The organism is Streptomyces sp. NPDC046712, from assembly GCF_040645695.1.
GTDB lineage: Bacteria > Actinomycetota > Actinomycetes > Streptomycetales > Streptomycetaceae > Streptomyces.
In genome coordinates this window covers 44,386-69,613 of record NZ_JBEYYW010000037.1, presented here as the reverse complement: position 1 = coordinate 69,613, position 25,228 = coordinate 44,386, and the positions used below count along the sequence as shown (strand labels likewise).

General features: G+C 71.2%; 25 protein-coding genes, 1 pseudogene and 1 riboswitch. Of the genes and pseudogenes, 14 read left to right on the top strand and 12 right to left on the bottom strand.

Annotated elements, in window-relative coordinates:
• Positions 1 to 90: 90 nt before the first annotated feature.
• From ABZ939_RS33525 to ABZ939_RS33515, 3 genes are all read right to left on the bottom strand, one after another.
• On the bottom strand, positions 91 to 498 hold the full coding sequence (locus tag ABZ939_RS33525; RefSeq protein ID WP_361863796.1) for a DUF3040 domain-containing protein: 408 nt from the start codon (positions 496 to 498) through the stop codon (positions 91 to 93).
• A gap of 303 nt (positions 499 to 801) precedes the next feature.
• Positions 802 to 1,590: a methyltransferase gene (locus ABZ939_RS33520; RefSeq protein ID WP_361863795.1), complete on the bottom strand. Its 789-nt coding sequence runs from the start codon at positions 1,588 to 1,590 to the stop codon at positions 802 to 804.
• A 79-nt stretch (positions 1,591 to 1,669) separates the two neighbouring features.
• The gene (locus tag ABZ939_RS33515) at positions 1,670 to 2,200 is read right to left on the bottom strand and encodes an SAV_6107 family HEPN domain-containing protein (RefSeq protein WP_361863793.1); all 531 of its coding nucleotides are present in this window, start codon (positions 2,198 to 2,200) and stop codon (positions 1,670 to 1,672) included.
• A gap of 167 nt (positions 2,201 to 2,367) precedes the next feature.
• On the opposite strand from ABZ939_RS33515, the gene ABZ939_RS33510 reads away from it, so the two are divergent.
• The 5 genes from ABZ939_RS33510 (at position 2,368) to ABZ939_RS33490 (ending at position 8,362) form a co-directional block, all read left to right on the top strand.
• Positions 2,368 to 3,306 (top strand): ATP-binding cassette domain-containing protein, encoded by a 939-nt coding sequence (locus ABZ939_RS33510; RefSeq protein WP_361863791.1) that lies wholly within the window; start codon positions 2,368 to 2,370, stop codon positions 3,304 to 3,306.
• Complete coding sequence (locus tag ABZ939_RS33505) at positions 3,278 to 5,365, top strand: YhgE/Pip domain-containing protein (RefSeq protein WP_361863790.1); 2,088 nt, start codon at positions 3,278 to 3,280, stop codon at positions 5,363 to 5,365. Before ABZ939_RS33510 ends, ABZ939_RS33505 begins: the two co-directional genes overlap by 29 nt.
• 43 nt (positions 5,366 to 5,408) lie before the next feature.
• Positions 5,409 to 6,017 (top strand): helix-turn-helix domain-containing protein, encoded by a 609-nt coding sequence (locus ABZ939_RS33500; protein WP_361863788.1) that lies wholly within the window; start codon positions 5,409 to 5,411, stop codon positions 6,015 to 6,017.
• 262 nt (positions 6,018 to 6,279) lie between these two features.
• A complete protein-coding gene (locus tag ABZ939_RS33495; RefSeq protein ID WP_361863785.1) occupies positions 6,280 to 6,897 on the top strand; it encodes a DUF4126 domain-containing protein in 618 nt (205 codons plus the stop codon).
• A 31-nt stretch (positions 6,898 to 6,928) separates the two neighbouring features.
• Positions 6,929 to 8,362 carry an NAD(P)/FAD-dependent oxidoreductase gene (locus ABZ939_RS33490; protein ID WP_361863783.1) on the top strand — a complete coding sequence of 478 codons (1,434 nt, stop codon included), beginning with the start codon at positions 6,929 to 6,931 and terminating at the stop codon, positions 8,360 to 8,362.
• A gap of 9 nt (positions 8,363 to 8,371) precedes the next feature.
• On the opposite strand, the gene ABZ939_RS33485 is transcribed toward ABZ939_RS33490, so the two are convergent.
• The 6 genes from ABZ939_RS33485 to ABZ939_RS33460 all read right to left on the bottom strand — a co-directional run bounded on the left by ABZ939_RS33485 (position 8,372) and on the right by ABZ939_RS33460 (position 13,058).
• Positions 8,372 to 9,172 (bottom strand): hypothetical protein, encoded by an 801-nt coding sequence (locus tag ABZ939_RS33485; protein WP_361863780.1) that lies wholly within the window; start codon positions 9,170 to 9,172, stop codon positions 8,372 to 8,374.
• 51 nt (positions 9,173 to 9,223) lie between these two features.
• Positions 9,224 to 10,141 (bottom strand): methylenetetrahydrofolate reductase [NAD(P)H], encoded by a 918-nt coding sequence (gene metF / locus ABZ939_RS33480; protein WP_361863778.1) that lies wholly within the window; start codon positions 10,139 to 10,141, stop codon positions 9,224 to 9,226.
• Between the two features lie 182 nt (positions 10,142 to 10,323).
• Entirely contained in the window at positions 10,324 to 10,974 is a 651-nt protein-coding gene (gene thiE, locus ABZ939_RS33475) for a thiamine phosphate synthase (RefSeq protein WP_361863775.1), read from the bottom strand.
• Positions 10,975 to 11,063: 89 nt separating this feature from the next.
• Entirely contained in the window at positions 11,064 to 11,429 is a 366-nt protein-coding gene (locus tag ABZ939_RS33470; RefSeq protein ID WP_158986532.1) for an Rv2175c family DNA-binding protein, read from the bottom strand.
• Positions 11,430 to 11,473: 44 nt separating this feature from the next.
• A complete protein-coding gene (locus tag ABZ939_RS33465) occupies positions 11,474 to 12,688 on the bottom strand; it encodes an FAD-dependent oxidoreductase (protein WP_361863772.1) in 1,215 nt (404 codons plus the stop codon).
• Between the two features lie 28 nt (positions 12,689 to 12,716).
• Entirely contained in the window at positions 12,717 to 13,058 is a 342-nt protein-coding gene (locus ABZ939_RS33460) for a hypothetical protein (protein ID WP_361863770.1), read from the bottom strand.
• Positions 13,059 to 13,112: 54 nt separating this feature from the next.
• Positions 13,113 to 13,225, top strand: a riboswitch (TPP riboswitch).
• Between ABZ939_RS33460 and thiO the strand changes: the two genes are divergently transcribed.
• The 6 genes and pseudogenes from thiO (at position 13,223) to ABZ939_RS33430 (ending at position 18,935) form a co-directional block, all read left to right on the top strand.
• Positions 13,223 to 14,389: a glycine oxidase ThiO gene (gene thiO, locus ABZ939_RS33455; protein ID WP_361863767.1), complete on the top strand. Its 1,167-nt coding sequence runs from the start codon at positions 13,223 to 13,225 to the stop codon at positions 14,387 to 14,389. It overlaps the preceding riboswitch by 3 nt.
• Positions 14,386 to 14,610, top strand: coding sequence for a sulfur carrier protein ThiS (gene thiS, locus ABZ939_RS33450; RefSeq protein ID WP_361863764.1), 225 nt, complete (start codon positions 14,386 to 14,388; stop codon positions 14,608 to 14,610). The genes thiO and thiS overlap by 4 nt, the downstream gene beginning before the upstream one ends.
• A gap of 5 nt (positions 14,611 to 14,615) precedes the next feature.
• Positions 14,616 to 15,410 (top strand): thiazole synthase, encoded by a 795-nt coding sequence (locus tag ABZ939_RS33445; RefSeq protein WP_361863762.1) that lies wholly within the window; start codon positions 14,616 to 14,618, stop codon positions 15,408 to 15,410.
• 116 nt (positions 15,411 to 15,526) lie between these two features.
• A complete protein-coding gene (gene pknB, locus ABZ939_RS33440) occupies positions 15,527 to 17,443 on the top strand; it encodes a Stk1 family PASTA domain-containing Ser/Thr kinase (RefSeq protein ID WP_361863759.1) in 1,917 nt (638 codons plus the stop codon).
• Positions 17,444 to 17,449: 6 nt separating this feature from the next.
• Positions 17,450 to 18,301 (top strand): annotated as a pseudogene (locus ABZ939_RS33435) (deoxyribonuclease IV); the annotation flags it as partial.
• A 79-nt stretch (positions 18,302 to 18,380) separates the two neighbouring features.
• On the top strand, positions 18,381 to 18,935 hold the full coding sequence (locus ABZ939_RS33430; RefSeq protein WP_361863756.1) for a DUF4396 domain-containing protein: 555 nt from the start codon (positions 18,381 to 18,383) through the stop codon (positions 18,933 to 18,935).
• 31 nt (positions 18,936 to 18,966) lie between these two features.
• On the opposite strand, the gene ABZ939_RS33425 is transcribed toward ABZ939_RS33430, so the two are convergent.
• Positions 18,967 to 19,599, bottom strand: coding sequence for a sulfite oxidase-like oxidoreductase (locus tag ABZ939_RS33425; protein ID WP_361863754.1), 633 nt, complete (start codon positions 19,597 to 19,599; stop codon positions 18,967 to 18,969).
• A 176-nt stretch (positions 19,600 to 19,775) separates the two neighbouring features.
• Here ABZ939_RS33425 and bfr point away from each other — a divergent pair, with 176 nt between their 5' ends.
• Positions 19,776 to 20,252 carry a bacterioferritin gene (bfr, locus tag ABZ939_RS33420; RefSeq protein ID WP_361863752.1) on the top strand — a complete coding sequence of 159 codons (477 nt, stop codon included), beginning with the start codon at positions 19,776 to 19,778 and terminating at the stop codon, positions 20,250 to 20,252.
• Between the two features lie 8 nt (positions 20,253 to 20,260).
• Here the strand turns inward: bfr and ABZ939_RS33415 are convergent, their stop codons facing one another.
• On the bottom strand, positions 20,261 to 20,506 hold the full coding sequence (locus tag ABZ939_RS33415) for a (2Fe-2S)-binding protein (RefSeq protein WP_361863750.1): 246 nt from the start codon (positions 20,504 to 20,506) through the stop codon (positions 20,261 to 20,263).
• A gap of 134 nt (positions 20,507 to 20,640) precedes the next feature.
• The gene (locus ABZ939_RS33410; protein WP_361863747.1) at positions 20,641 to 21,993 is read right to left on the bottom strand and encodes a class II 3-deoxy-7-phosphoheptulonate synthase; all 1,353 of its coding nucleotides are present in this window, start codon (positions 21,991 to 21,993) and stop codon (positions 20,641 to 20,643) included.
• Between the two features lie 156 nt (positions 21,994 to 22,149).
• Here ABZ939_RS33410 and ABZ939_RS33405 point away from each other — a divergent pair, with 156 nt between their 5' ends.
• Positions 22,150 to 24,981 carry an N-acetylmuramoyl-L-alanine amidase gene (locus ABZ939_RS33405; protein ID WP_361863744.1) on the top strand — a complete coding sequence of 944 codons (2,832 nt, stop codon included), beginning with the start codon at positions 22,150 to 22,152 and terminating at the stop codon, positions 24,979 to 24,981.
• Positions 24,982 to 25,085: 104 nt separating this feature from the next.
• Positions 25,086 to 25,142, top strand: a complete 57-nt coding sequence (locus ABZ939_RS33400) for a trp operon leader peptide (RefSeq protein ID WP_361863798.1) — start codon at positions 25,086 to 25,088, stop codon at positions 25,140 to 25,142.
• Positions 25,143 to 25,228 lie beyond the last annotated feature (86 nt).

Below are 25,228 nucleotides of genomic sequence, written 5' to 3'. Positions count from 1 at the left end.
CTCTACGCGCTGGCCCGCTGGGCCTGTCTGCGCAGCCTCGGTGAGCAGCGCCGCAAGCGGCAGGGCTCCCACACCGGCCTCAGGGCGCCGTCAGTGGCCGCCGCCCTGCTGTTCGTCCCGGCGGCGCTGCCACCGTTCCTCGATCCGGTTCATCATCGAGCGGCGCTGACGGGCCTGACGGCCACCGGCCGCCGCCCCGCCCCTCGCCTGCTGCTGCTCACCCGGCTTCGGCGCCTTGCGCCATCCGGTGACGGCCAGCACTGCGCAGCCCAGCATGACGAGGAACCCCACCACGCTGATCCAGATCTGCTGAGCGACCATTCCAGCCATGAGGAGCGCGATACCCACCAGGAAGCCGGCGACTGCCTGGTAGACCCGTCGCCGGGTGTACGTACGCAGTCCGCTTCCCTCGAGCGCTGTCGCGAACTTGGGATCTTCGGCGTACAGCGCTCGCTCCATCTGCTCGAGCATTCGCTGCTCGTGCTCCGAGAGCGGCACGGAGTCCTCCTAGTCGTCGGTCGCGGGGGCGACCGGGATGCGGCCCTTTCAGGATAGGCAGGGAATCGCCCCCGTGAAACCCGCCCTCAACGCCAAATCGCCAATCCGGGCCGCCATGCGGTTCGGTTGCTGAGGCGTTGATTCCCCAGCGCCTTGCCTGTCATGCCGGATGGTGTCCCCCGATCATACGGGGCGAACTCCCCGTTCGGGGGTCCTGTGGCGTACTCCATGTGCGGCTGCGCCGCTGATCAGCACGGTGTCGGCACGTCCGGGGCGGGCCCCGGACGTGCCGCCGGGCGGGTGTCAGGCGCGCTTCTCGCCCAGGACGTGCAGCTGGGTGGCGATGGCGTGGAAGGACGGCAGCTCCGCAGCGGCGGCCTCCAGCTTGAGCAGGGCTTCCGCCGCGCCGGGCTCCGTGTCGACCAGGACGCCGGGGACGAGGTCGGCGAAGACCCGCACACCGTGCACCGCGCCGACCTCGAGACCGGCCTCGCCCGCCAGCTCGGCGAGCTGGTCCGCGGTGAAGCGACGGGGCACCGGGTCGCCGGCGCCCCAGCGCCCGGACGGGTCGCTCAGGGCGGTGCGGGCCTCGGTGAAGTGCCCGGCCAGCGCGCGGGCCAGGACCGCGCCCCCGACGCCCGCGGCGAGCAGGCTCAGCGAGCCTCCGGCCCGCAGCGCGGCCACCGCGTTCCGTACCCCCTCGGCGGGGTCGTCCACGTACTCCAGGACCCCGTGGCAGAGCACCGTGTCGTACCCCTCGCGCCCGACCACGTCGAACAGGCCGTGGATGTCGCCCTGCACCCCGGTGACCCGGTCGGCGACGCCGGCCTCGGCGGCCCGGCGCTCCAGCGCGAACAGCGCGTTCGGACTGGGGTCGACGACGGTGACCCGGTGGCCGAGGCGGGCCACCGGCACCGCGAAGTTCCCGGAGCCGCCGCCCGTGTCGAGGACATCGAGGCTGTCCTGCCCGGTGGCCTTGACCCGGCGGTCGAGGGCGTCCTTGAGGACGTCCCAGACGACGGCCGTACGAAGGGAGGCGCGCGACGGGCGCGACGACGCCTCTCGACCGAAGACAGGGGAAGGGTCCGACACGGCAGTTGACTCCTCGGTGACGGTGCACGAACGCTTCCCACCCTATGGCCTCGGGCGTGCTCCCCCGCTCACATGTCGCTCACCCCGTGGCCCCCTCGGCTCCGGTCTGGCGGGGCAGCACGGGCTGGAGGACGAGGAGCCGCTCGACCAGACGCAGGAACATGGCGGCGTCCCGGATCAGGTCGTCGGCGTCACGGCGGGTCGCGGCGCCGGGTATGCCCGCCTCGGCCCTGGCCCGGCGGGCGGCGCCGGAGGCGAACAGGGCGCTCCACTCGGTGAGCTCGGGCGCTATCTCGGGGAGCACTTCCCAGGCGCTCCGGATCCGCGCGCGCTTGCGCGGGTTGGTCTCGGGGCGGCCGCGGGCGGCGAGCACGGCCGCGGCGGTGCGCAGCGCGGCGAGGTGGGCGGTGGCGTACCGCTCGTTGGGGACGTCGAATCCGGCGGCCTCGTCGAGGCCGGCGCGAGCCTGGGCGAGCAGGTCGAGTGCGGCGGGCGGCGCGGAGGAGCGGCGCAGCACGGGGTGGACGTCGGACGGGGGTCCGGACAGTGCGGGGGCAGGGCGGCCGGCGGCGCGGCGCCGCGGCGCGGCTGCTGCGGAGGAGCTGGTCATGACGAGCCTCCTGTCGTCGTGTGACGGCTCTGTGTCCGTATGTGTCCATCGTGGAGGGCACCACTGACAATCGCGCTGACCTGCGCTTTTGCCTGCGTCACCGTTCCAGGGGTAAGTTTTTGCACTGACTGGTCAGTTCAAAAACTGGGGAATGTGGGGGTGGACCGGTGGAAGCGAACCCGGAGGAGCCGCACGGCGCCGCCGTCGTCGCGGACGGACTCGGGCTGAAGGGGCCGCGCGGCTGGGTCTTCCGCGAGGTCGGCTTCCGGGCCGAACCCGGCTCGCTCGTCGCGATCGAGGGGCCGTCGGGCTCGGGCCGCACCTGTCTGCTGCTCGCACTGACCGGCCGGATGAAGTCCCAGGAGGGCCATGCCGAGGTCGCCGGGCTCCGCCTGCCCCGCAAGATGGCCGCCGTACGCCGGATCAGCGCGCTCGGCCCGGTGCCGGGCGTCAGCGACCTCGACCCGGCGTTCACCGTCGCCGAGCATCTGCGCGAGCGCGCCCTGCTGCAGCGCCGCTACGACGGCTCCGTCCGGGCCCTCCTGCGCCCGCCGGCCGAGCGGACCGCGGCCGCCAAGGCCCGGATCGAGGCGGCCCTGGAGGCGTCCGGGCTCGACCTGGACGCCTTGCCGAAGGCCGAGCGGACCTCCATACGTGACCTGGAGCGGCTGGAGGCCCTGCGTCTGTCGGTCGCGCTGGCCCTGATCGGCCGGCCCCGGCTGCTCGCGCTCGACGACACCGACCTCAAGCTCTCGGACGCCGACCGGGCCGAGGCGTGGGACCTGCTGCGCTCGGTCGCCGCCGCCGGCACCACCGTGATCGCGGTGTGCAGCGAGGCTCCGGCGGACGCCCTGAAGGTCACCACGGCGCCCCGCGCGACCGAAGCCGAAGCCGACACCGAGGGCGAAGCCGAAGCCGCCGCCGAAGCCACAGCCGAGCCCGAAGCCGCCGCCAGGAACGACGCAGCAGGCGACGAAGGCGACGCAGACGCCGAAGCCGAAGACGACGCCGTCGAGAACGACACCGCCGACCGCACCGGCGACGACACCGAAGACACGACCGAGGAGGGGGAAGCCGATGCGCTCGCCGAAACTGGCCGCGCTTGAGCTGAAGCGGTTCGGCAGGGGGAAGCTGCCGCGCGCCGCGCTCGTCGCGATCCTGCTGCTGCCGCTGCTGTACGGCGCGCTGTACCTGTGGTCCTTCTGGGACCCGTACAGCAGGCTCGACCGGATACCCGTCGCGCTGGTCAACGACGACAAGGGCGCCACGGCCGACGGCAAGAAGATCAACGCCGGTGACGACATCACCCAGGGCCTGCTGGACAGCAAGGTGTTCCAGTGGCACGAGGTGAGCGACGCCGAGGCCCGCAAGGGCGTGGAGGACGGGACGTACTACCTCTCGCTGACCATGCCGGGCGACTTCAGCTCGCGCATCGCGTCCAGCTCCGGCGACGCCCCCGAGACGGGCGCGCTCCAGGTCCGCACGAACGACGCCAACAACTACATCGTCGGGCAGATCTCCCGGACGGTCTTCTCCGAGGTCCGCACCGCCGCCTCCACCAAGTCCTCGCGCACCTTCCTGGACAAGATCTTCATCTCCTTCTCCGACATCCACGACGCGACCGAGGAGGCCGCCAAGGGCGCCGGAGAGCTCAAGGACGGCGTGGACAAGGCGAAGAAGGGCTCCAAGAGCCTGGCCGACGGCCTGAAGGACGCCAAGAAGGGCAGCGGCGACCTCGCCACGGGCCTGAAGAAGCTCGACAAGGGCGCGGGCGATCTGGAGACCGGCTCCCGGCAGGTCGCGAACGGCACGCAGGCGCTCGCCGACAAGGTCAACGGGAAGGCCGCCAAGGTCCGCCCTTACCTGAAGAACAACGGCAAGACGATCGGCGACACCGCCCGGCTGGTCGCCCACTCGGCCGCGGCCGTGCGTCACGACCTCGAGGACGTGGTCCGGCGCGCCCCGATCGCCCGGAGCGCCGCACATCTGGCCGACGACCGGCTGGACGCCCTCCACAAGAAGGAGTGCGTGGACAATCCGCTGCCGGACCCGAAGGCCTGCCCGGTCCTCAAGGAGGCCAAGGTCACGGCCGACGACGTGGCGAAGATCGCCGACGACCTGCACGAGCTGAGCAAGGGCAGCGACGGCGACCTGAAGAAGCTCGACGGACAGCTCGCCACCCTGCAGAAGCAGGCCGAGGACCTGGCCAAGGACGCCCCGCACCTCGAAGAGGACCTCGAAGGCGCCGTCAAGAAGATCAACAACCTCAACACCGGTGCCCAGAAGGTCGCCAAGGGCGCGGACGAGCTGCACACCGGCCTCACCAGCGCGAAGACCGGTGGCGCGAGCCTCGACACGGGCGTCGGCAAGCTGAAGAAGGGCGCCGGGGACCTCGACGGCGGTCTGTTCAAGCTGGCCGACGGCTCCGGCGAGCTGGCCACGGGCCTGAAGGACGGGGTCGCCAAGATCCCCGACTACGACAAGCAGGAGCGCGACCGGCGTACGGAGGTCATGGCCGACCCGGTCGAGCTGGCCTCCCAGTCGCTCCACAAGGCGCCCAACTACGGCACCGGCTTCGCCCCGTACTTCATCCCGCTGTCCCTCTGGGTCGGCGCGATGGTGGCGTACATGCTGATCCAGCCGCTCAACCGGCGCGCCCTCGCCGCGGGCGCCTCCGCCTGGCGGATCGCCCTGGCCGGCTGGCTGCCGGTGGCGGCCATCGGGCTGCTGCAGGTCGCCGCGCTGATGTTCGTCCTGCACTGGGGCCTCGGCCTCCAGATGGCCAGGGCGGCCGGGACGGTCGGCTTCCTCGCCCTGGTGACCTGCTGCTTCGCCGCGATCATCCAGTGGCTCAACGCCCGCTTCGGCGCGGCGGGCCGGATCCTGGTGCTCGCGGTGCTCATGCTCCAGCTGACCTCGGCGGGCGGTACGTACCCCGTCCAGACCAGTCCCGGCTTCTTCAACGCGATCCATCCCTTCCTGCCGATGAGTTACGTGGTCGAGTCGCTGCGCCGGCTGATCAGCGGGGGCGGGATCGGGCCGGTCTGGCAGGCTGTCGCGGTGCTGACGGCGTTCACGGTGGGCGCGCTGGCGCTGACCGCCGTCTCCGCCCGTCGCAAGCAGGTGTGGACCCTGGACCGGCTCCACCCCGAACTGTCCTTGTGACACCTCCCCTGTGACACCCGCGAGACCTGTGAGAATCGAGCCCATGGACAGCAGCAGCACCAGACGCCAGGCCACGCGCGCGAAGCTCTACGAGGCCGCCGTCACGCTCATCGCCGAGCAGGGCTTCTCGGCGACGACGGTGGACGAGATCGCCGAGCGCGCGGGTGTCGCCAAGGGCACGGTCTACTACAACTTCAAGAGCAAGACCGAGCTCTTCGAGGAGCTGCTGCGGCACGGGGTCGCCCTGCTCACCGCCTCCCTGAAGGCGGCGGCCGAGGAGACGGCCGAGCGGGGCGGGAGCCGGGTCGACGCCCTGGACGCGATGATTCGGGCGGGTCTGGTCTTCATCGACCGCTATCCGGCCTTCACCCAGCTGTACGTGGCCGAGCTGTGGCGCACCAACCGGGCCTGGAACTCGACCCTTCTGGTCGTCCGTCAGCAGGCGGTCGCCGTGGTGGAGGGCGTGCTGCGCGAAGGGGTGAAGGAAGGCGAGCTGAGCGAGGAGATCGACATCCAGCTCACCGCGGCCGCGCTGGTCGGGATGGTTCTGGTGGCCGCCCTCGACTGGCAGGCCTTCCAGCGGGAGCGCTCGCTCGACGACGTCCACAGCGCGCTGTCGCGGCTGCTGCACGGCCGCGTGGGCGGCCGCTGACCGACCGCGAGGGAATACGCCGGACGGCGAGGCTCGATCCCCCCGAGCCTCGCCGTCCGGCGTTTCCGCACCCCCGTGCACCCCCGTGCACCCCCGTGCCGGCAGGCGCACGGCCCCGTTCCGCCGCCCCGTGTCGGCGGTTGCGGAGCCGTGCCCCTTCCGTTACCTCCACTCTCCCGTCTGCGCAGGTCAAAGCCCATCCGCTTCCCTACTCATCTCGTCTCCTAGGTACGGATACTCAGACCTGGATACGATCGCGGGCGTGTCCGTACTCCCTCTGGTCTTCACCAGCGGCTGGGCGAGCGGGATCAACGCGTACGCGGTGGTCCTGCTGTTCGGCATCTTCGGCGCGACCGGCCTCACCGACGAGGTGCCCGAGTCGCTGCAGCGCACCGATGTCCTGATCGCCGCCGGGGTGCTGTTCCTGTGCGAGGCGGTGGCGGACAAGATCCCGTACGTCGACTCCGTCTGGGACTCGGTCCATACGGTGATCCGGCCGGTCTCCGGCGCCGTCGTGGCGGCCCTGCTGGCCGGGCAGTCCGGCTCGCTGCCCGAGCTCGCGGCGGGCGCGGTCGGCGGCTCGACGGCCCTGATGAGCCACTTCGTCAAAGCCGGGACCCGGATGGCGATCAACACCTCGCCGGAGCCGTTCTCCAACGTCGTCATGAGCCTGGCCGAGGACCTCGGGGTCGCCGGGATCATCACGTTCGCGGTCTTCAACCCGGTGGCGGCGGCGATCATCGCGGCCGTACTGCTCGTGGGCGGCCTGGTGATACTGGGCTTCCTCGCCCATCGCATCCGCCGCTTCCTGCGCCGCAGGGCACAGCGGCGGGCGGAGCGGCGCCTCGCGACCGCGGAGGCCGGCCTACCACCCGACTGACCTGTCGGTGGCGGCGGATAGGGTCGCTGACATGGCACGGATTGTGGTGATCGGCGCGGGCATGGGCGCCATGGCGGCGGCCGCCCGGCTGGCCGTGGCGGGCCACCGGGTGACGGTGTACGAACGCGGTGGGACGTACGGCGGGGCGGTGCGCCGCTTCGAGCGGGACGGGTTCGCCTTCGACACCGGCCCGGGGCTGCTGCATCTGCCCGCGGTCTACCGCGATCTGTTCGTCAAGACCGGCAAGGAGCCGCTGGAGGACTGCGTCGAGCTGACGCAGGTGGACCCGGCGAGCCGTCATGTCTTCGCCGACGGCACCCGGGTGGACCTGCCCAACGCCTCGCGCGCGGGCACCGTCTCCGCCCTGGACACCGCGCTGGGCGCGGGGGCGGGCGAGCGCTGGGGCGAGTTCCTGGTCCGGGCCCGCGAGGCGTGGGACCGCACCCGTCGCCCCCTCCTGGAGGAGCCGCAGCCGCAGGACACCTCGGCGTTCGGCCGCGAGCCGTACCCGGCCCTCAAGGCGGGGCTGCTGCGCCGCCCCACGACCACACTCGCCCAGGTCGGAGCGCGGGAGCTGCGCGATCCCCGGCTCGCGGCGCTGCTCGACGCGTACGCCTGGTCCTACGGTTTCGATCCGGCGACGGCCCCGGCCTCGGCCGCGGTTCTGCCGTACATGGAGCAGACCTTCGGCACCTGGTACGTGGCCGGCGGCATCCGGGCGCTCGCGGACGCGGTCCACGAGCGGTGCCTGAAGCGGCGGGTGGAGTTCGTCTTCGACTCCTCCGTCGAGAAGGTGGTGGAGAGGGACGGCCGGGCGGCCGGGGTCGAGCTGGCCGGCGGCGAGGTCGTCGAGGCGGACCACGTGGTCTCGGGTGCGCCCGTGCCCCTGCACCACCATGGGGACCAGCGGCTGCTCCTGGACGAAGAGGAGGCGCGAACTCTCGCACCGGACCGGACGGGCCGGGTGACGGTGTGTCTCGCCCTGCGCGGGGCGCGGGAGTCGGAGGCCGTGCACCGCACGGTCGTCCACGCCGAGGGTGACCTGCCCACCGTGACGGTCCTGCGGCCCGACGACCCCGCGATGCGGCCGGACGACGTGCACGAGTCGGTCACGGTGACCGCGACGGTGAGCACCGCCCGCGCACAGGACTGGCAGGCGGTCGCCGGACGGATGGTCACGGCCGCGGAGTCGGCCGTCCCCGGGCTTCGGGAGCGGTTGCTCTGGCAGGAGGTGCGGTCGCCGGACGACACCTTGCGGGAGACCGGTGTGTCCGTGGTTCCCGGACCCGCTCTCGCCGGTGCCGGCGGCCGTCTTCTGCCCGCCGACAACCGCTCCCTGCTGCCCGGCCTGTACTTCGCCGGCGGCTGGGCTCACCCCGGCGGCGGGCTCGCCCACGCGGGCATGTCGGGCGCCCTGGTCGCGGGGCTCATCGTGGAGGGCGCGGACTTCCGCGGCTCGCGGTAGGGCGGCGGTTCAGTACCGGTACTGGTCGTTGCCGTAGCCGTAGTACTCCTGCTGCTGCGGCTGCTCGGCGGGCTGCTCGTCGTCCCGCTGCTGCGGCACCCACACGCCACCTGGCGGGGTGTCGTAGCTGTACGAGGGCGCGTAGGGGTCCGCGTAGGGCTGCTGGCCGGCGGTGCCGTAGTCGTACGAGGTGTACTGCTGGCCGGCGGTCCCCGGACCGATGTACGGGTCGGAGTACGCGGCGTACTGCTGCTGCCCGGGGTCGTAGTCGTAGGCCGGCTGCTCGTACCCCGGCGTGTAGCCCTCGTAGCCGCCGTACGCGGGCTGGGCCTCGGGCTGCGCCTGCGGATGGTTCTGGGCGTGGCCGTACGAGGTGTCGTAGATGCCGTACTGGCCGGTGTCGTCGGGCATCGGCTGCGGCTCGTAGACCGCGGTGCTCTCGGCGGCCGAGGGGTCCGCCTGCCCGTAGGCGGGCTCGTAGGCGAGCTCGCTGACCTCCAGGGTGGGGCCCGTCTCGGCCGGCGGGCCGGACCTGCGGCGGCGGCTCGCGCCCGGGCTCCCGCCGATGGCCCAGCCGGTGGAGAAGCCGCGGCGGAAGGAGAGGGTCACATAGGTCTGGCCGACGGCGAAGGCGATCGCCCCCGCGATGATCACCGCGACCGAGGGCAGCAGGACACCCACGACCACCCCGAGGAAGCCGCAGAAGGCGAGCACGCGCCAGCGCAGGCGCGCCTTGTACTGCAGGAGCACCTCACCCAGCAGCCACAACGCGACGACACCGAACGCGATGTAGAGGACCGTCCACCCCATGCCCGCCCCTCTCCTACGGCCACCGCCGCGGGTCTGGGGCGGGTACGCCGGTCAGGACTGCACGTGCAGTCCGAGATTCTCGTAGATCTCCAGCGTCGCGGTGGAGTTGTTCAGCGTGATGAAGTGCAGTCCGGGGACACCCTCGGAGAGCAGACGCGCGCAGAACTCCGTCGCGAACTCGATGCCAATGGAGCGTACAGCGGCCGGATCGTCCTTGACGGCGAGGATGCGTTCTTTCACAGCGGCCGGGAAGTGCGCGTTGCTCAGCTGGGGCAGCCGGTCGAGGGTCTTCACATTCACAACAGGCATGACTTCGGGGATGATCGGCGTCTCGCAGCCGGCCTTCACCACGCTGTCGCGCATCCGGAGGTAGTTCTCCGGATCGAAGAACATCTGGGTGATGGCGTAGTCGGCGCCGGCCCGGCACTTGTCCACGAAGTGACGGATGTCCGTGTCCCAGTCGGTGGACCGGGGGTGCATCTCGGGGAAGGCCGCGACGCCCACGCAGAAGTCGCCGGACTCCTTGATCAGCCGGACCAGGTCGGCGGCGTACCGCACTCCCTCGGGGTGCTCGACCCACTCCCCCAGCGGGTCGCCCGGCGGGTCGCCGCGCAGCGCCAGCATGTTCCGGATACCCGCGTCGGCGTACTGGCCCAGGACGTTGCGCAGCTCGGCGACGGAATGGTCGACCGCGGTGAGGTGCGCCACCGGGGTGAGCGTGGTGTCGCCGGCGATCTTCTGGGTCGCCTTGACCGTCCCGCCGCGGGTCGAGCCGCCGGCGCCGTAGGTCACCGAGACGAAGCTCGGCCCGACCGCCTCCACTCTGCGCATGGCGTTCCAGAGGCTCCGCTCGCCCTTCTCGGTCCGGGGCGCGAAGAACTCGAAGGAGTACGAGGGCTTGCCGGAAGCGAGGATCTCGCGGACCGTGCGCGCACGGTCCGAGCGGGTGGAAGCGGTACCAAGTGCCATACCGGCAGGTTAGACGGGGTCAATCGGCGGGCGAAGCAGCGTCCGAGGAATGGACACGTTTTTGGACAAGGTCCCAGGGGTGGGCTCCGCCGTTCGGACGATACGCCGAGGGATCACGGCAAGAGGATCAGGCCGAGGGGATCACGCCGAGGGATCACGTCAAGAGGATCACGCCGAGGGGATCAGGCCGAGCGCTCGCGGATCCGCTTGGCCAGGCGGGCCGTCGCCGCGGCCGGGTCGTCGGCCTCGGTGATCGCCCGGACGACGACGATCCGGCGCGCGCCCGCGTCCAGCACCTCGTCCAGGTTGGTCTCGTCGATCCCGCCGATGGCGAACCAGGGCCGGTTCTGCTCCAGGGAGGCCGCGTGCCGCACGAGTCCGAGCCCCGGCGCGTACCGCCCGGGCTTGGTCGGGGTGGGCCAGCAGGGGCCCGTGCAGAAGTAGTCCACGCCCGGCTCGGCGACGGCCGCGTCCACCTCGGACTCGGCGTGGCAGGAACGGCCGATCAGCACCTCGTCGCCGAGGATCGCGCGGGCGGCGGGCACGGGCAGGTCGCCCTGGCCCAGGTGCAGCACGTCGGAGCCGATGGCGTGGGCGACGTCGGCCCGGTCGTTCACGGCGAGCAGCTTGCCGTGCCGGCGGCACGCCTCGGCGAAGACGGCGAGGTGCTTCAGCTCCTCGCCGGCCTCCATGCCCTTGTCGCGCAGCTGCACGATGTCCACGCCGGAGGAGAGCACGGCGTCGAGGAAGGCGGGCAGGTCTCCCTGGCGCCTGCGGGCGTCCGTGCACAGATAGAGCCGGGCGTCGGCGAACTGCTCGCGAGGCGTGGACATGGGTGCTTCCCCCCGTTGGGTGCGGCGGTTCCGTGGGGGCCGGGCGGGCCCGGCCCCCAGGGAACCACCTGTGTGGTGTCTTCGGAACGTCAGACGGCGAGCGCCTGGGCGCGGCGCTTCACCTCCGTGCCGCGATTCTCGCTGAGGGCCTGCGCGGGCGTGCCCGGCAGGGTCGGGTCGGGAGTGAAGAGCCACTCCAGCATCTCTTCGTCGGTGAAGCCGTCGTCCTTCAGAAGGGTCAGGGTTCCGGAGAGACCCTTGACCACCTTGTCGCCGTCGATGAAGGCGGCCGGCACCTGAAGCGCCTTGTTCTCACCGCGGCGCACGGCGATGAGCTGGCCCTCCTTGACCAGCTGCCGCACGCGCGTCACCTCGACATCGAGCATTTCCGCGATGTCGGGGAGGTAGAGCCAGGCGGGGACGAGAGCATCGATTCTTGCGTCAATCTCGGTCACGTGGACAAGCCTGCCATCCCGGACTGACAGTCGGTAGTCGAGCCCTAGAGGACTGCCGCCTTCAGGGGGACGGAGGGGTCGGCGGCCCGCTCCGGGTCGATGCGGGTGCCGGACTCGATCAGCTTGCGGCCCTGGGCCAGGTCGCGGGGGCGTCCGACGGCGAGCAGGGCGACGAGGACGCCGTCGCGCAGCCAGAGCGCGGACCAGGAGGGTCCGGCCGGGTCGCCGCGCCGGAGCAGCTCCGTGTCGCCCGCGTGGTGTCCGGCGTACTGCACGAAGCGGCCGAACTGCTCGGACCAGAAGTACGGCACCGGGTCGTACGGCCGGGGGGCCTCACCGATGATCTCGGCCGCGACGGTGCGCGGCCCCTGGAGCGCGTTGTCCCAGTGGTGGACCAGGAGCCGCCGGCCGTAGCGGGCGGAGGGGAAGGAGGCGCAGTCGCCGACTGCGTACACGTCGGGCAGGGAGGTGCGCAGCCGCTCGTCGGCGGTGACGGAGCCGTCCGTGTCGAGGGCGATGCCGGAGCCGGCGAGCCAGCGGGTGGCGGGCCGGGCGCCGATGCCGACCACGACCGCGTCGGCGGTCAGCTGCCGGCCGTCGGTCAGGACGACCGTGCCGGGTTCGACGCCGGCCACACGCGCGTGGGTGAGGAGTTCGGCACCGCTCTCGTCGTACCACTGCGCCATGGGGGCGGTGACCTCGACGGGGAGCGCGCCCGCGAGCGGGCGGTCGGCGGCCTCGACGACGGTGACGGCGCACCCCGCCTCGCGGGCGGCGGTGGCGAATTCGGCGCCGATCCAGCCGGCACCGACCACGACGATGTCGTGGCGCCGCTCCAGGACGGGCTTGAGGCGGGCGGCGTCGTCGAGGGTGCGCAGCAGATGGACTCCGGGCACGCCCTCGGTGCCGGGCAGAGTGACCGGCTCGGCGCCGGTGGCGAGGACCAGGACGTCGTACGGGACGGGCCCGGCCTCGGTGTCGACCTCGTGGTCGTCGGCGCGCAGGCCGGTGACGTCGAGACCGAGGCGCAGCTCGATGGAGAGGGCCTCGAAGTCGACGTCGAAGGCGGAGTCCTCGGCCTTGCCGAGGAGGACCGCCTTGGAGAGGGGCGGCCGGTCGTAGGGCTGGTGCGGCTCGGCCCCGATGAGGACGACCGGGCCGGTGAAGCCCTGTTCGCGCAGGGCGACGGCGGTCTGCACCCCCGCCATGCCGGCGCCCACGATCACGACCCGCTGCTGTGCCTGCTTCTGCTCGCTCACCCGATCACCTTACAAATCTGATACTCCGTCAGGAAGGCAGTTGCTCGACCACACTGGTGCCGGCGCCCTCCTGGGACTCCCATGCCCAGGTCTCCTCCAGCCGAACGCGCCCGTCCGGCAGCTCCACCACGGTCGAGACGCAATGCCCGGAAGAGGTGGATCCGTCCTGCTTCAGCTGGACGTACCGGAAGTCGAGCCGGTCCCCCGCGCGCGTGCCGACGAGATTCCCCCGGACGACGTCCCCGCCGGCGTACTCGGCCCAGATCCGGCCGTCCTCCTCGTGGTACGTGAAGCGGGTACGCGTACCGACCTGACCGGGCGCCTGGTCGGCGACCGGGGCGAGGACCAGTCCGTCGAGAGATCGAGCCACAGCGGAGGCTCCCTTACTGGGCGTCGGGGGCGGGGGATAGTCTGACCGTCAACGTAGAGCACTCGCGGGAGCCCGGACGCACCGGGCTGAGAGGGAGGCTGGCCGGCCTCCGACCGTACGAACCTGATCCGGGTCATGCCGGCGAAGGGAGGGGCTGGACGCCCATGTCGCGTACATGCAGTACATCTGACGTTCTCGTCATCGGGGGCGGAATCATCGGTCTGGTCACGGCCTGGCGGGCGGCGCAGCGCGGGCTGCGCACCGCGGTCGTGGACCCGGAACCGGGCGGCGGGGCCGCCCGCGTGGCGGCCGGGATGCTGGCCGCCGTCACCGAACTCCACTACGGCGAGGAGACCCTGCTCGCCCTCAACCTCGCCTCCGCGCGCCGCTATCCGGACTTCGTCGCCGAGCTCCAGGACGCCACCGGGCACGACGTGGGCTACCGCGCCTGCGGCACACTCGCCGTCGCGCTCGACGCCGACGACCGGGCGCACCTGCGCGAGCTGCACGCCCTGCAGACCCGCTGCGGCCTGGAGTCGGAGTGGCTCAGCGGGCGCGAGTGCCGCCGACTGGAGCCGATGCTCGCTCCGGGGGTGCGCGGCGGACTGCGGGTCGACGGCGACCACCAGGTCGATCCGCGCCGGCTCGCGGACGCGCTGGTCGTCGCCTGCGAACGGGCCGGGGTGGTCTTCCACCGGGCCCTGGCGGAGCGGCTGACGGTGGTACGGGACCGGGCGACCGGCGTACGGCTCGCGGACGGCGCCGCGCTCGAGGCGGACCAGGTCGTGCTGGCCGGCGGCAGCCTCAGTGGCCGGCTCGCCGGCGTACCGGAGGAGGTGCTGCCGCCCGTACGCCCCGTGAAGGGGCAGGTGCTGCGGCTGACCGTGCCGCGGGCGTACGCCCCGTTCCTGTCCCGGACCGTCCGGGCCGTCGTGCGCGGCAGCCATGTCTATCTGGTGCCGCGCGAGAACGGCGAGCTGGTGGTCGGCGCGACCAGCGAGGAGCTGGGCTGGGACACCACCGTCACGGCGGGCGGTGTCTACGAGCTGCTGCGCGACGCCCATGAGCTCGTGCCGGGCATCACCGAGCTGCCGCTCACCGAGACCCGCGCGGGCCTGCGGCCCGGCTCGCCGGACAACGCTCCGCTGCTCGGCCCGACCGCGCTGCCCGGCCTCCGGCTGGCCACCGGCCACTACCGCAACGGGGTCCTGCTCACCCCCGTCACCGGCGATGTGATGGCCGACCTCCTCACCACCGGCGTGCTTCCGGACGAGGCCCGCCCCTTCACCCCCCGCCGCTTCTCCCCCGTACGTCAGGAGCAGCCCGCATGAACGTCCCGACGAACGTCCCGACGAACGTCTCCGTCAACGGCGAGGCACACGTCCTCACCGCACCCACGACCCTCGACTCCCTGGTCGCGACGCTGACGGCGGCGCCGTCGGGCGTGGCCGCGGCCGTCAACGAGACCGTCGTGCCGCGCAGCCAGTGGTCCGCGACCGTCCTCGGCGAGGGCGACCGGGTCGAGGTCCTCACCGCCGTGCAGGGGGGCTGAGCGCGATGTCCGACGACTCATTCCTCCTCGGGGGTACGGAGTTCTCCTCCCGCCTGATCATGGGCACGGGCGGGGCCCCCAGCCTGGACGTCCTCGAACGCTCTCTGGTCGCCAGCGGCACCGAGCTCACCACCGTCGCCATGCGGCGCCTCGACCCGACCGTGCAGGGCTCCGTCCTGTCCGTCCTGAACCGGCTCTCCATCCGTGTCCTGCCGAACACGGCGGGCTGCTTCACGGCGGGCGAGGCCGTCCTGACCGCGCGCCTCGCGCGGGAGGCGCTGGGCACCGACTGGATCAAGCTGGAGGTCGTCGCCGACGAGCGGACCCTGCTGCCGGATCCGATCGAGCTGCTCGACGCGGCGGAGACGCTGGTGGACGACGGCTTCACGGTCCTGCCGTACACCAACGACGATCCGGTCCTCGCGCGGAAGCTGGAGGACGTGGGGTGCGCGGCGATCATGCCGTTGGGCTCGCCGATCGGCTCCGGGCTCGGGATCCGCAACCCGCACAACTTCCAGCTGATCGTGGAGCGGGCGGGGGTGCCGGTGATCCTGGACGCGGGGGCGGGGACGGCCTCGGACGCCGCCCTGGCGATGGAGCTGGGGTGCTCGGCGGTCATGCTGGCCTCGGCGGTGACCCGCGCGCAGGAGCCGGTGCTGATGGCGGAGGCGATGCGGCACGCGGTGGAGGCGGGCCGCCTGGCGTGGCGGGCCGGCCGGATCCCGCGCCGTCACTTCGCCGAGGCCTCGTCCCCGACGGAGGGCCGCGCGGCCCTGGACCCGGAGCGCCCGGCCTTCTGAGCGCGCGCTCGTGGACCTGGTCCGAGTGCCTGTGGACCGGGTCCGCGCGTCACAGGTGTGCTGCGGTCCTGGCCGGTGGGGACGGGGTGTCCTCACCGGCTCGTAAACTCAGGGCCGTGGACACGACCCTTCAGGACCCTCTCGTCGGGCAGCTGCTCGACGACCGCTACCGCGTCGACGCGCGCATCGCCGTCGGCGGGATGGCCACGGTCTACCGGGCCGTCGACACCCGCCTCGACCGGGTGCTCGCGCTCAAGGTGATGCACCCGGCGCTCGCCACCGACGCCACGTTCGTGGAGCGGTTCATCCGCGAGGCCAAGTCCGTCGCCCGGCTCTCCCACCCCAACGTCGTCGGGGTCTTCGACCAGGGCGCGGACGGCGCGTACGTCTATCTCGCCATGGAGTACGTCGCCGGGTGCACCCTGCGTGACGTGCTGCGCGAGCGCGGGGCGCTCCAGCCGCGGGCGGCGCTCGACATCCTGGAGCCGGTGCTCGCCGCGCTGGGGGCGGCGCACCGGGCCGGGTTCGTGCACCGGGACATGAAGCCGGAGAACGTCCTGATAGGGGACGACGGCCGGGTCAAGGTCGCCGACTTCGGACTCGTACGGGCCGTCGGCTCGGCCACGAACACCACCGGCTCCGTCCTCGGCACCGTGTCGTACCTCGCCCCCGAGCAGATCGAGCACGGCACGGCGGACACCCGTGCCGACGTGTACGCCTGCGGTGTCGTCCTGTACGAGATGCTGACCGGCGGCAAGCCGCACTCCGGGGACACCCCCGCCCAGGTCCTCTACCAGCACCTGAACACCGACGTACCGGCCCCCTCCGCCGCCGTCCCCGGCCTCGCCCTCGAACTGGACGAGCTGGTGGCGAGCGCGACCGCGCGCAACCCCGAGGTGCGGCCGCACGACGCGGTCGCGCTCCTGGCCCTGACCCGGGAGGCCCGCGCCGCGCTCACGGAAGAGCAGCTGGACGCCGTACCGCCGCAGGCGCACCCGGCGGACCGCACGGGGTCCGAGGACCGGACCAGCGTGATCCCCAGGGCCCTGCCCGCGGACGCCCAGCAGGCGCAGCCGGTGCAGCACACCAGCCGGCTGACCATGCCGCCGCCCGAGCCCCGGACGGAGTCCCGGCGCGCCCCGCGCCGCCCCCGCGGCCCCCTGCTCGTCGTCGCCGCCGTCCTGCTCGCCCTCGGGCTCGGGGCGGGCGTCTGGTACATCAATTCCGGCCAGTTCACCCGCGTGCCCGCCGTCCTCGGCAAGACCGAGGCGCAGGCCACGAAGCGGCTCACGGACGCGGGACTCGACGTCGGGTCGACGAAGCGCGCGTTCAGCGACGTGTACGAGCGCGGCACGGTCATGGCCACCGACCCCGCCTCCGGCGAGCGGATCCGGGGCAACGGCACGGTCACGCTCACGGTCTCCCGCGGCCCCGAGATCGTGAAGGTCCCGAACCTCAAGGGGAAGCCGCTGGCGGAGGCCAAGCGGCTCCTGGCGAAGGAGGGCCTGGCCCCTGGCGTGATCACCAAGGCGTTCAGCCAGGACATCGCGCAGGGCGCCGTGATCAGCTCCGACCCCGAGCCCGGCACCGAGCGCAGCCCGGACTCGGCCGTGGCCCTCGTGGTGAGCAAGGGTGTTCCGATCGACGTCCCGGACGTGGCCGGCGAGTCGGTGGCCGAGGCCACCAGCACGCTCCAGGAGGCCGGGCTCAAGGTGGAGGTCGCGACCGAGCAGGTCCACTCCCCCGAGGCGGCCGGCACCGTCGCGGCCCAGTCTCTCGCCGAGGGCAGCCGCGCCGCACAGGGCGACCGGATCGTCCTCACCGTCTCCAAGGGCCCCCGGATGATCGAGGTCCCCGACGTCGTGGGCGAGTCCACCGACGCCGCGCGCGCCAAGCTGGAGGGGGCGGGCTTCGAGGTGAAGGTCGAGAAGACCTTCCCCTTCCTCGGCGACAAGGTCTCCGGCCAGTCCGTCGACGGCGGCTCCACGGCCGCCGAGGGCTCCACCGTCACCATCACGATCAAGGGACTGTAAGAACTCATGCGCAACCCCGTCGGCGGTCATGTCCCCGTGGCCGGCGGCCTCGCCACGACCGGTCTCGCCTACGCCCGCGAGCTGGGCGCGGAGACCGTCCAGGTCTTCGTCGCCAACCCGCGCGGCTGGGCCACTCCCCCCGGCAACCCGGCGCAGGACGAGCTGTTCCGCGCCGCGTGCGCGGCCGAGTCCCTGTCGGCCTGGGTCCACGCGCCGTACCTGATCAACTTCGGCTCCCACACCGAGGCCACCGTGGAGAGGTCGGTCGAGTCGCTTCGGCACTCGCTGCGCCGCGGCCGGGAGATCGGGGCGAAGGGTGTCGTGGTGCACACCGGTTCGGCGACCGGGGGGCGTCCGCGGGCGGAGGCGCTGGCGCAGGTACGGGAGCGGATGCTGCCGCTGCTCGACGAGCTGACGCACCCGGATGACCCGTTCCTGCTCCTCGAGTCGACGGCCGGGCAGGGGTTCTCCCTCTGCTCGCGCGCCGAGGACTTCGGCCCGTACTTCGACGCGCTGGACCGCCACCCGAAGCTCGGCATCTGCCTCGACACCTGCCACATCTTCGCCGCGGGCCACGATCTGACCGGTCCGCACGGCATGACGCAGACGCTCGACCAGTTGGTGGCGACCGTCGGCGAGGGGCGGCTGAAGCTGATCCACGCCAATGACTCCAAGGACGTCGTCGGCGCGCACAAGGACCGGCACGCGAACATCGGGGCGGGCCACATCGGCGAGGATCCGTTCCGGGAGCTCATGCGGCACTACGCGACCGACGGCGTACCGCTGATCATCGAGACCCCTGGCGGGAAGGAAGGGCACGTGGCGGACGTGGAGCGGCTGAAGAAGCTCAGGGGGTGAGTTTCCCGTTGAGGAATACCCCTAGGGGGTATACGGTTCCTATGTAGGCAGGAACCGCCACCGGTCATTGGGGGACCTCATGGAGCACGAGGCGCACGCACATCACCACGCGACGCACGACCACGCCGCCCACCAGGAGCACGCGGGTCACGGAGGCCACGACGGGCACGAGGGTCACCACGGGCACACCCCTGACAAGGTCACCTGGTCCATGGCGGCGAAGGCCACCCTCCACTGCCTCACCGGATGCGCCATCGGCGAGGTCCTGGGCATGATCATCGGCACCGCGCTCGGCTGGGGCAACGCCCCCACGATGGCCCTCGCCATCGTCCTGGCCTTCTTCTTCGGCTACTCGCTGACCCTGTGGGCGGTCATCCGCGCCGGCCTGAGCCTCAAGGCGGCCATCGGCGTCGCGCTCGCCGCCGACACCCTCTCGATCGCCGTGATGGAGCTCGTCGACAACGGCGTACTGCTGCTGATCCCCGGCGCGATGGACGCGCACCTCTCGGACGCGCTGTTCTGGGGCGCCCTGGCCTTCGCCTTCCTGGTCGCCTTCCTGATCACCACCCCCGTCAACAAGTGGATGATCGGCCGCGGCAAGGGCCACGCGGTGGTCCACCAGTACCACCACTGAGCACGGCCCGAGGCGAGCCGGCGGGACAGCCCTACAGCTCCGGGCCGTCCCCCGGCTCCTCCTGGTACGAGTACCGCTGCTCCGTCCACGGATCGCCGATGTTGTGATAGCCGCGCTCCTCCCAGAAGCCGCGGCGATCGGCGGTCATGTACTCCACGCCCCGGACCCACTTGGGCCCTTTCCAGGCGTACAGGTGCGGCACCACGAGACGCAGCGGGAAGCCGTGCTCGGCGGTGAGCAGCTCACCGTCCTTGTGGGTGGCGAAGATCGTGCGCTCCGAGGCGAAGTCCGAGAGCCGCATGTTGGCGCTGAAGCCGTACTCGGCCCAGACCATCACATGCGTGACGTTGGCCGCCGGCGGGGCGAGCTCCAGGATCGTCCGGGCGGGCACCCCACCCCATTCGGCCCCGAGCATGCTGAATTTCGTGACGCAGTGCAGATCGGCCACGACCGTCGAGAACGGAAGCGCCGAGAACTCCTCGTGGTTCCAGCACCGCTTGTCGCCGTCCGCCGTCGCCCCGAAGACCCGGAACTCCCAGCGGTCGGGCTTGAACTTGGGGACGGGGCCGTAGTGGGTGACCGGCCAGCCGCGCTGCAGCCGCTGCCCCGGCGGAAGATCCGACTGCCCTGCTTCCCGGTGTACTCCGCTCTCCGGCTGACCCATGTCATCCATGGTGACAGACCGCGAGGGGTGGTCATGACCAGCCAACCTCGCACACCAGCGTGATTCGGGGCAACTCCCACTAAGCGTGCACTTACTGGACGCCCCCCATCCGTGGTGCAAGGATGCGGCCATCCTGCCCAGTCACGACATAGACATGCGTGGAAGGAGCCTCTGCGATGCAGGGCGACCCCGAGGTCCTCGAGTTCCTCAACGAGCAGCTGACCGGCGAGCTGACGGCCATCAACCAGTACTGGCTGCACTACCGCATCCAGGACAACAAGGGCTGGACCAAGCTCGCCAAGTACACCCGCGAAGAGTCCATCGATGAGATGAAGCACGCGGACAAGCTCACCGAACGCATCCTGATGCTGGACGGTCTGCCCAACTACCAGCGGCTCTTCCATGTACGTGTCGGTCAGACGGTCAAGGAGATGTTCGAGGCGGACCGCCAGGTGGAGGTGGAGGCGATCGACCGCCTCAAGCGTGGCATCGAGGTCATGCGCGCCAAGGGCGACATCACCTCGGCGAACCTCTTCGAGGAGATCCTGGCCGACGAGGAGCACCACATCGACTACCTCGACACGCAGCTGGACCTGATCGAGAACCTCGGCGAGAAGCTGTACCTCTCGACGCTGATCGAGCAGCCGAGCTAGTCCTCGGGCTAAGCCGCCTCGGACAGATCCTCAGGGGTCGAGGCCAGCGCGGGCATCCCCTGGTCGAGCAGCTCCCGTCGCGGGCAGTTGCCGCGCCCGAGGATGGCCTGAATGCGTCGTACGCACGAACCGCAGTCGGTTCCGGCCTTGCAGGCCGAGGCGATCTGGCGAGGCGTGCAGGCGCCCGCGTCCGCGTGCTCCTTGACCTGCTTCTCCGTCACACCGAAGCATGAGCAGACGTACACGCGGTTCACCTCCCGCCGAGATCGATAAGGCTAACCTAACCTTACCCGGCCCCTACGAGGTGTAAAGCCCTGGAAATGACTGTGGGGCGCGGATCACATGGATCCGCGCCCCACAGTCGTACGAAGCTACCTACTGATCACGCTCACTGGTCGCGGTACATCTCCGCCACCAGGAACGCCAGGTCCAGCGACTGGCTGCGGTTGAGCCGCGGGTCGCAGGCCGTCTCGTAGCGCTGGTGCAGGTCGTCGACGAAGATCTCGTCGCCGCCGCCCACGCACTCGGTGACGTCGTCACCGGTGAGCTCGACGTGGATGCCGCCCGGGTGCGTACCGAGGGCCTTGTGCACCTCGAAGAAGCCCTTGACCTCGTCGAGCACGTCGTCGAAGCGCCGGGTCTTGTGGCCGGAAGCCGCCTCGAAGGTGTTGCCGTGCATCGGGTCGGTGACCCAGGCGACGGTCGCGCCGGAGGCGGTGACCTTCTCGACCAGCTCCGGGAGCTTGTCCCGGACCTTGTCGGCGCCCATGCGGACGATGAAGGTCAGCCGGCCGGGCTCGCGGTCCGGGTCCAGGCGGTCGATGTACGTCAGCGCCTCGTCGACCGAGGTCGTCGGGCCCAGCTTGATGCCGATCGGGTTCGCGATCTGCGAGGCGAACTCGATGTGGGCGTGGTCGAGCTGGCGGGTGCGCTCACCGATCCAGACCATGTGCCCGGAGGTGTCGTACAGCTTGCCGGTGCGCGAGTCCGTACGGGTGAGGGCGCCCTCGTAGTCGAGCAGCAGCGCCTCGTGGGAGGCGTAGAACTCGACGGCACGGAACTCGGCCGGGTCGGTGCCACAGGCCTTCATGAAGTTCAGCGCGTTGTCGATCTCGCGTGCCAGCTGCTCGTAGCGCTGCCCGGAGGGGGACGACTTCACGAAGTCCTGGTTCCAGGCGTGCACCTGGCGCAGGTCGGCGTAACCGCCGGTGGTGAAGGCGCGCACCAGGTTGAGCGTGGAGGCGGAGGCGTTGTACATCCGCTTCAGGCGCTCGGGGTCCGGGACGCGGGCCTTCTCGTTGAAGTCGAAGCCGTTGACCGAGTCGCCGCGGTACGTCGGCAGGGTCACGCCGTCGCGGGTCTCGGTCCCCTTCGAACGGGGCTTGGAGTACTGCCCCGCGATGCGGCCGACCTTGACGACGGGCACGGAGGCCGCGTACGTCAGGACGGCGCTCATCTGGAGCAGCGTCTTGAGCTTGGCACGGATGTGGTCGGCGGACACGCCATCGAAGGCCTCGGCGCAGTCGCCGCCCTGGAGCAGGAACGCCTCGCCACGGGCGACGGCTCCCATGCGGGCGCGCAGCTGATCGCACTCGCCGGCGAAGACGAGCGGCGGATACGACTCGAGGTCCGCGATCACATCGCGCAGAGCCTCGGCATCGGGGTACTCAGGCTGCTGCGCCGCGGGAAGGTCTCGCCAGGTGTTGCCACCGGTAGCGGTGGTCTTAGCGTTCACGGTCACACCACCACATTACGGGGTCCGGCGACCTGTCCAGAGCCGCGACCAGTGGCTGAGACGGCTGCCCGAATTGTCCGTGGACGGGGTTCACACCTTCAGGTGGTGTTACCCTCACGCGCGTTTTAAACATCTGAATCCACAGAGACCACAGGGGTGGGCGTGAGCCAAGGGCACCGCAGGGACCGCAAAAAGAGACGGCTGCTTTACGGTGCGGCGGCGGCCGTTGTCGCCACCGCGACGATCGGCACCATCGCCGTGGCGTCGCCCGGCATCCTGGGCGCCTCGGACGACAAGAACGACGTGAAGGCGTCGCTGCAGTCGCAGTTCGCGGCGGCGGCGGACGAGTTCGACGTGCCGCAGAGCGTACTGATGGCGGTGTCGTACCGCCAGACGCGCTGGGAGTCGCACGACGGCGAGCCGAGCGTGACCGGCGCGTACAACGTGATGGGGTTGACGGACGTCGATCCGGAGGACGTCGAGTCCGAGACCGACGAGCACCGCCTCGAGCACATGAACCGGAGCGGCGACCCGAACGTCGAGAAGCACTTCGACGCGGCGAAGGCGCTGCGCACCACGCCGAAGGAGACCGTCGACACCGACGATCCGCGGCTGCACACCCTGGACAAGGCCGCCGAGCTGGTCGACGGCTCCGCCGAGTCCCTGAAGGACGACACCGCGCAGAGCATCCGCGCCGGCGCGGCCCTGCTCGCCGAGTACCAGAAGCAGGCGACGGGCGACCTGCCGGACGAGGCCGGTGCCTGGTACCCGGCCGTCGCGCGCTACAGCCAGGCGCCGGACAAGAAGGGCGCCGACCTCTTCGCGAAGCGCGTCTTCGAGTCGATCAAGACGGGTGAGCGTGAGCTCACTGCGGACGGCGAGCAGGTCGTCCTGCCCGCCGACCCCTCGGTCGAGCCCGTGAAGCCGTCGAACGTCCCGCTCGCCGCGACCTTCGCGGCGACGACGGCGACGGCCGACTGCCCCGTGGGCCTGAACTGCAACTTCATTCCGGCCGGGTTCCGGCAGAACAGCACGACCGACCCGACGGACTACGGCAACTACAACGTCGCCAACCGCCCCGAGGGCGGCTACGACATCCGTTACATCGCCATTCACGACACGGAGGGCGGCTACGACGGCTCCCTCTCCGTCTTCAAGAACCCGGCGTCGTACGCGAGCGCGCACTATCTGATCCGTGCCTCGGACGGTCTGGTCACCCAGATGGTCGAGAACAAGAACGAGGCCTGGCACGCGGGCAACAAGACCCTCAACATGCACTCGATCGGTATCGAGCACGAGGGTTACGCCATCAAGGCCGGCTCCTGGTACACCGAGCCGCAGTACGAGTCCTCCGCCGCGCTCGTGAAGCACCTGGCCACCAAGTACTCCATCCCGCTGGACCGCCAGCACATCATCGGTCACGACGAGATCCCCGGCGTGCTCGACGAGAAGGTCCGCACCCAGCACTGGGACCCGGGCCCGTACTGGGACTGGAACCACTACATGGGCCTGCTGGGCGCCCCGACGGGTGTCGGCGGCGCGGGCGGGCTGCTCAAGGCGGGCCAGATCGTCCGCTACGTCCCGCCCTTCACCACGGCCAACCAGCCGACCCTGACGTACGGCGGCGCCTCGGTCTCGCCGCGGCCGTCGAACTTCGGCTACCTCTACTCCTCGCCGTCGACGAGCTCGGCCACCCTCACCGACCCGTACTTCTCGACCACCTGGTCGGAGGGGTCCAACTGGGCGAACAAGCTGGTCGCGGGCGGCGAGTACGTGGTCGTGGAGAGCCAGTACAACTGGACGGCGATCTGGTACGGCGGCAAGAAGGCCTGGTTCTACAACCCCGGCGGCCAGTGGACCGTCCCGGTCGGCGCCGGCACCAGGACGGCGCTGACGCCGAAGGCCGGCCTGGCCTCCGTCAAGGTCTACGGCCGTGCCTACCCGGAGGACGCGGCCTACGCAGGTACGAACGTGCCGGTGCAGACCCGCGGCCAGGAGTCGCTGACGAAGTACAGCAGCCTGCTGCTCTCGGGCCAGAAGTACGTCCAGGGTGGCGCCCCCGTCGCCGGTGACTACTACTACGGCGGCACTTTCGACGGAACGGGCCCCGGCTCGCGCACCCTGGTCAAGGGCACCACGAACCAGTTCATCCCGATCCGGTTCAACCACCGCATCGCCTGGGTGAAGGCCTCCGACGTGGACGTGGTCCCCGCTGCCACGCCGGTCTCCGCCACCAACCGCTACAACGTCATCGCCCGGGACAGCTCCGGCGCCATCTGGCAGTACCAGGGCACCGGCAACGCGTCGTGGCAGTTCCTGAACCGCTACCGCGTCGGCAGCGGCTGGCAGGGCTACGACATCATCACCCCGATGACCGCGCTGCGCGCCGACGGCACCGGCGACGTCGTGGGTCGCGAAGGCCGCGACGTGCTCTGGTACCACCAGGGCAGCGGCAACCCGTCCGCGCCCTTCAAGGCGCGAGTCAAGGTCGGTCCCGGCTGGGGCGGCTACGACAAGATCGTCGGCATGCGTGACCTGACCGGTGACGGCAAGGCCGACCTGCTCGCGCGCGAGAAGTCGGGCACGATCTACCTGTACCAGGGCACCGGCAACCCGTCCGCGCCGTTCACCACCCGCGCGAAGCTCGGCACGGGCTGGCAGGGCTACACCATCATCCTCGGCGCCGGCGATCTGACGGGTGACGGCAAGCCCGACATCCTGGGCCGCGAGGCGTCCGGCGTCCTGTGGATGCACAAGGGCACGGGTAACGCCGCCGCGCCGTACACCAGCCGGGTCCAGGTCGGCACCGGCTGGAACATGCACAACGTCATCCTCGCTCCGAGCGACCTGACCGGTGACGGCAGGGTGGACCTGATGGCACGGGACACCACCGGCGTCGCATGGCTGTACCCCGGAACGGGCAGCGCCACGTCCCCGATCGGCGCGCGCATCAAGATGGGTCCGGGCTGGGGGATCTACAACTCGATCTTCTGATCCGAAGAATCGATCCTGTCGATCTGTGAAGAGGGGCCCGGCTCGCACCGTCCACGGTGCGGACCGGGCCCCGTTTCCGTGTCCGGCTGGGCTACAGTGCTCGCATGTTCGCGCACACGATCCAGAACTGGTGGTGGACCGCTCATCCGGCGGCCCACTGACTGCGCGTACACCGACACACGCGAAGGCCGCCCGAGGGGCGGCCTTCTTCCGTTTCACGGGGCCGTTCCTCTCCCTCACCCGGAAG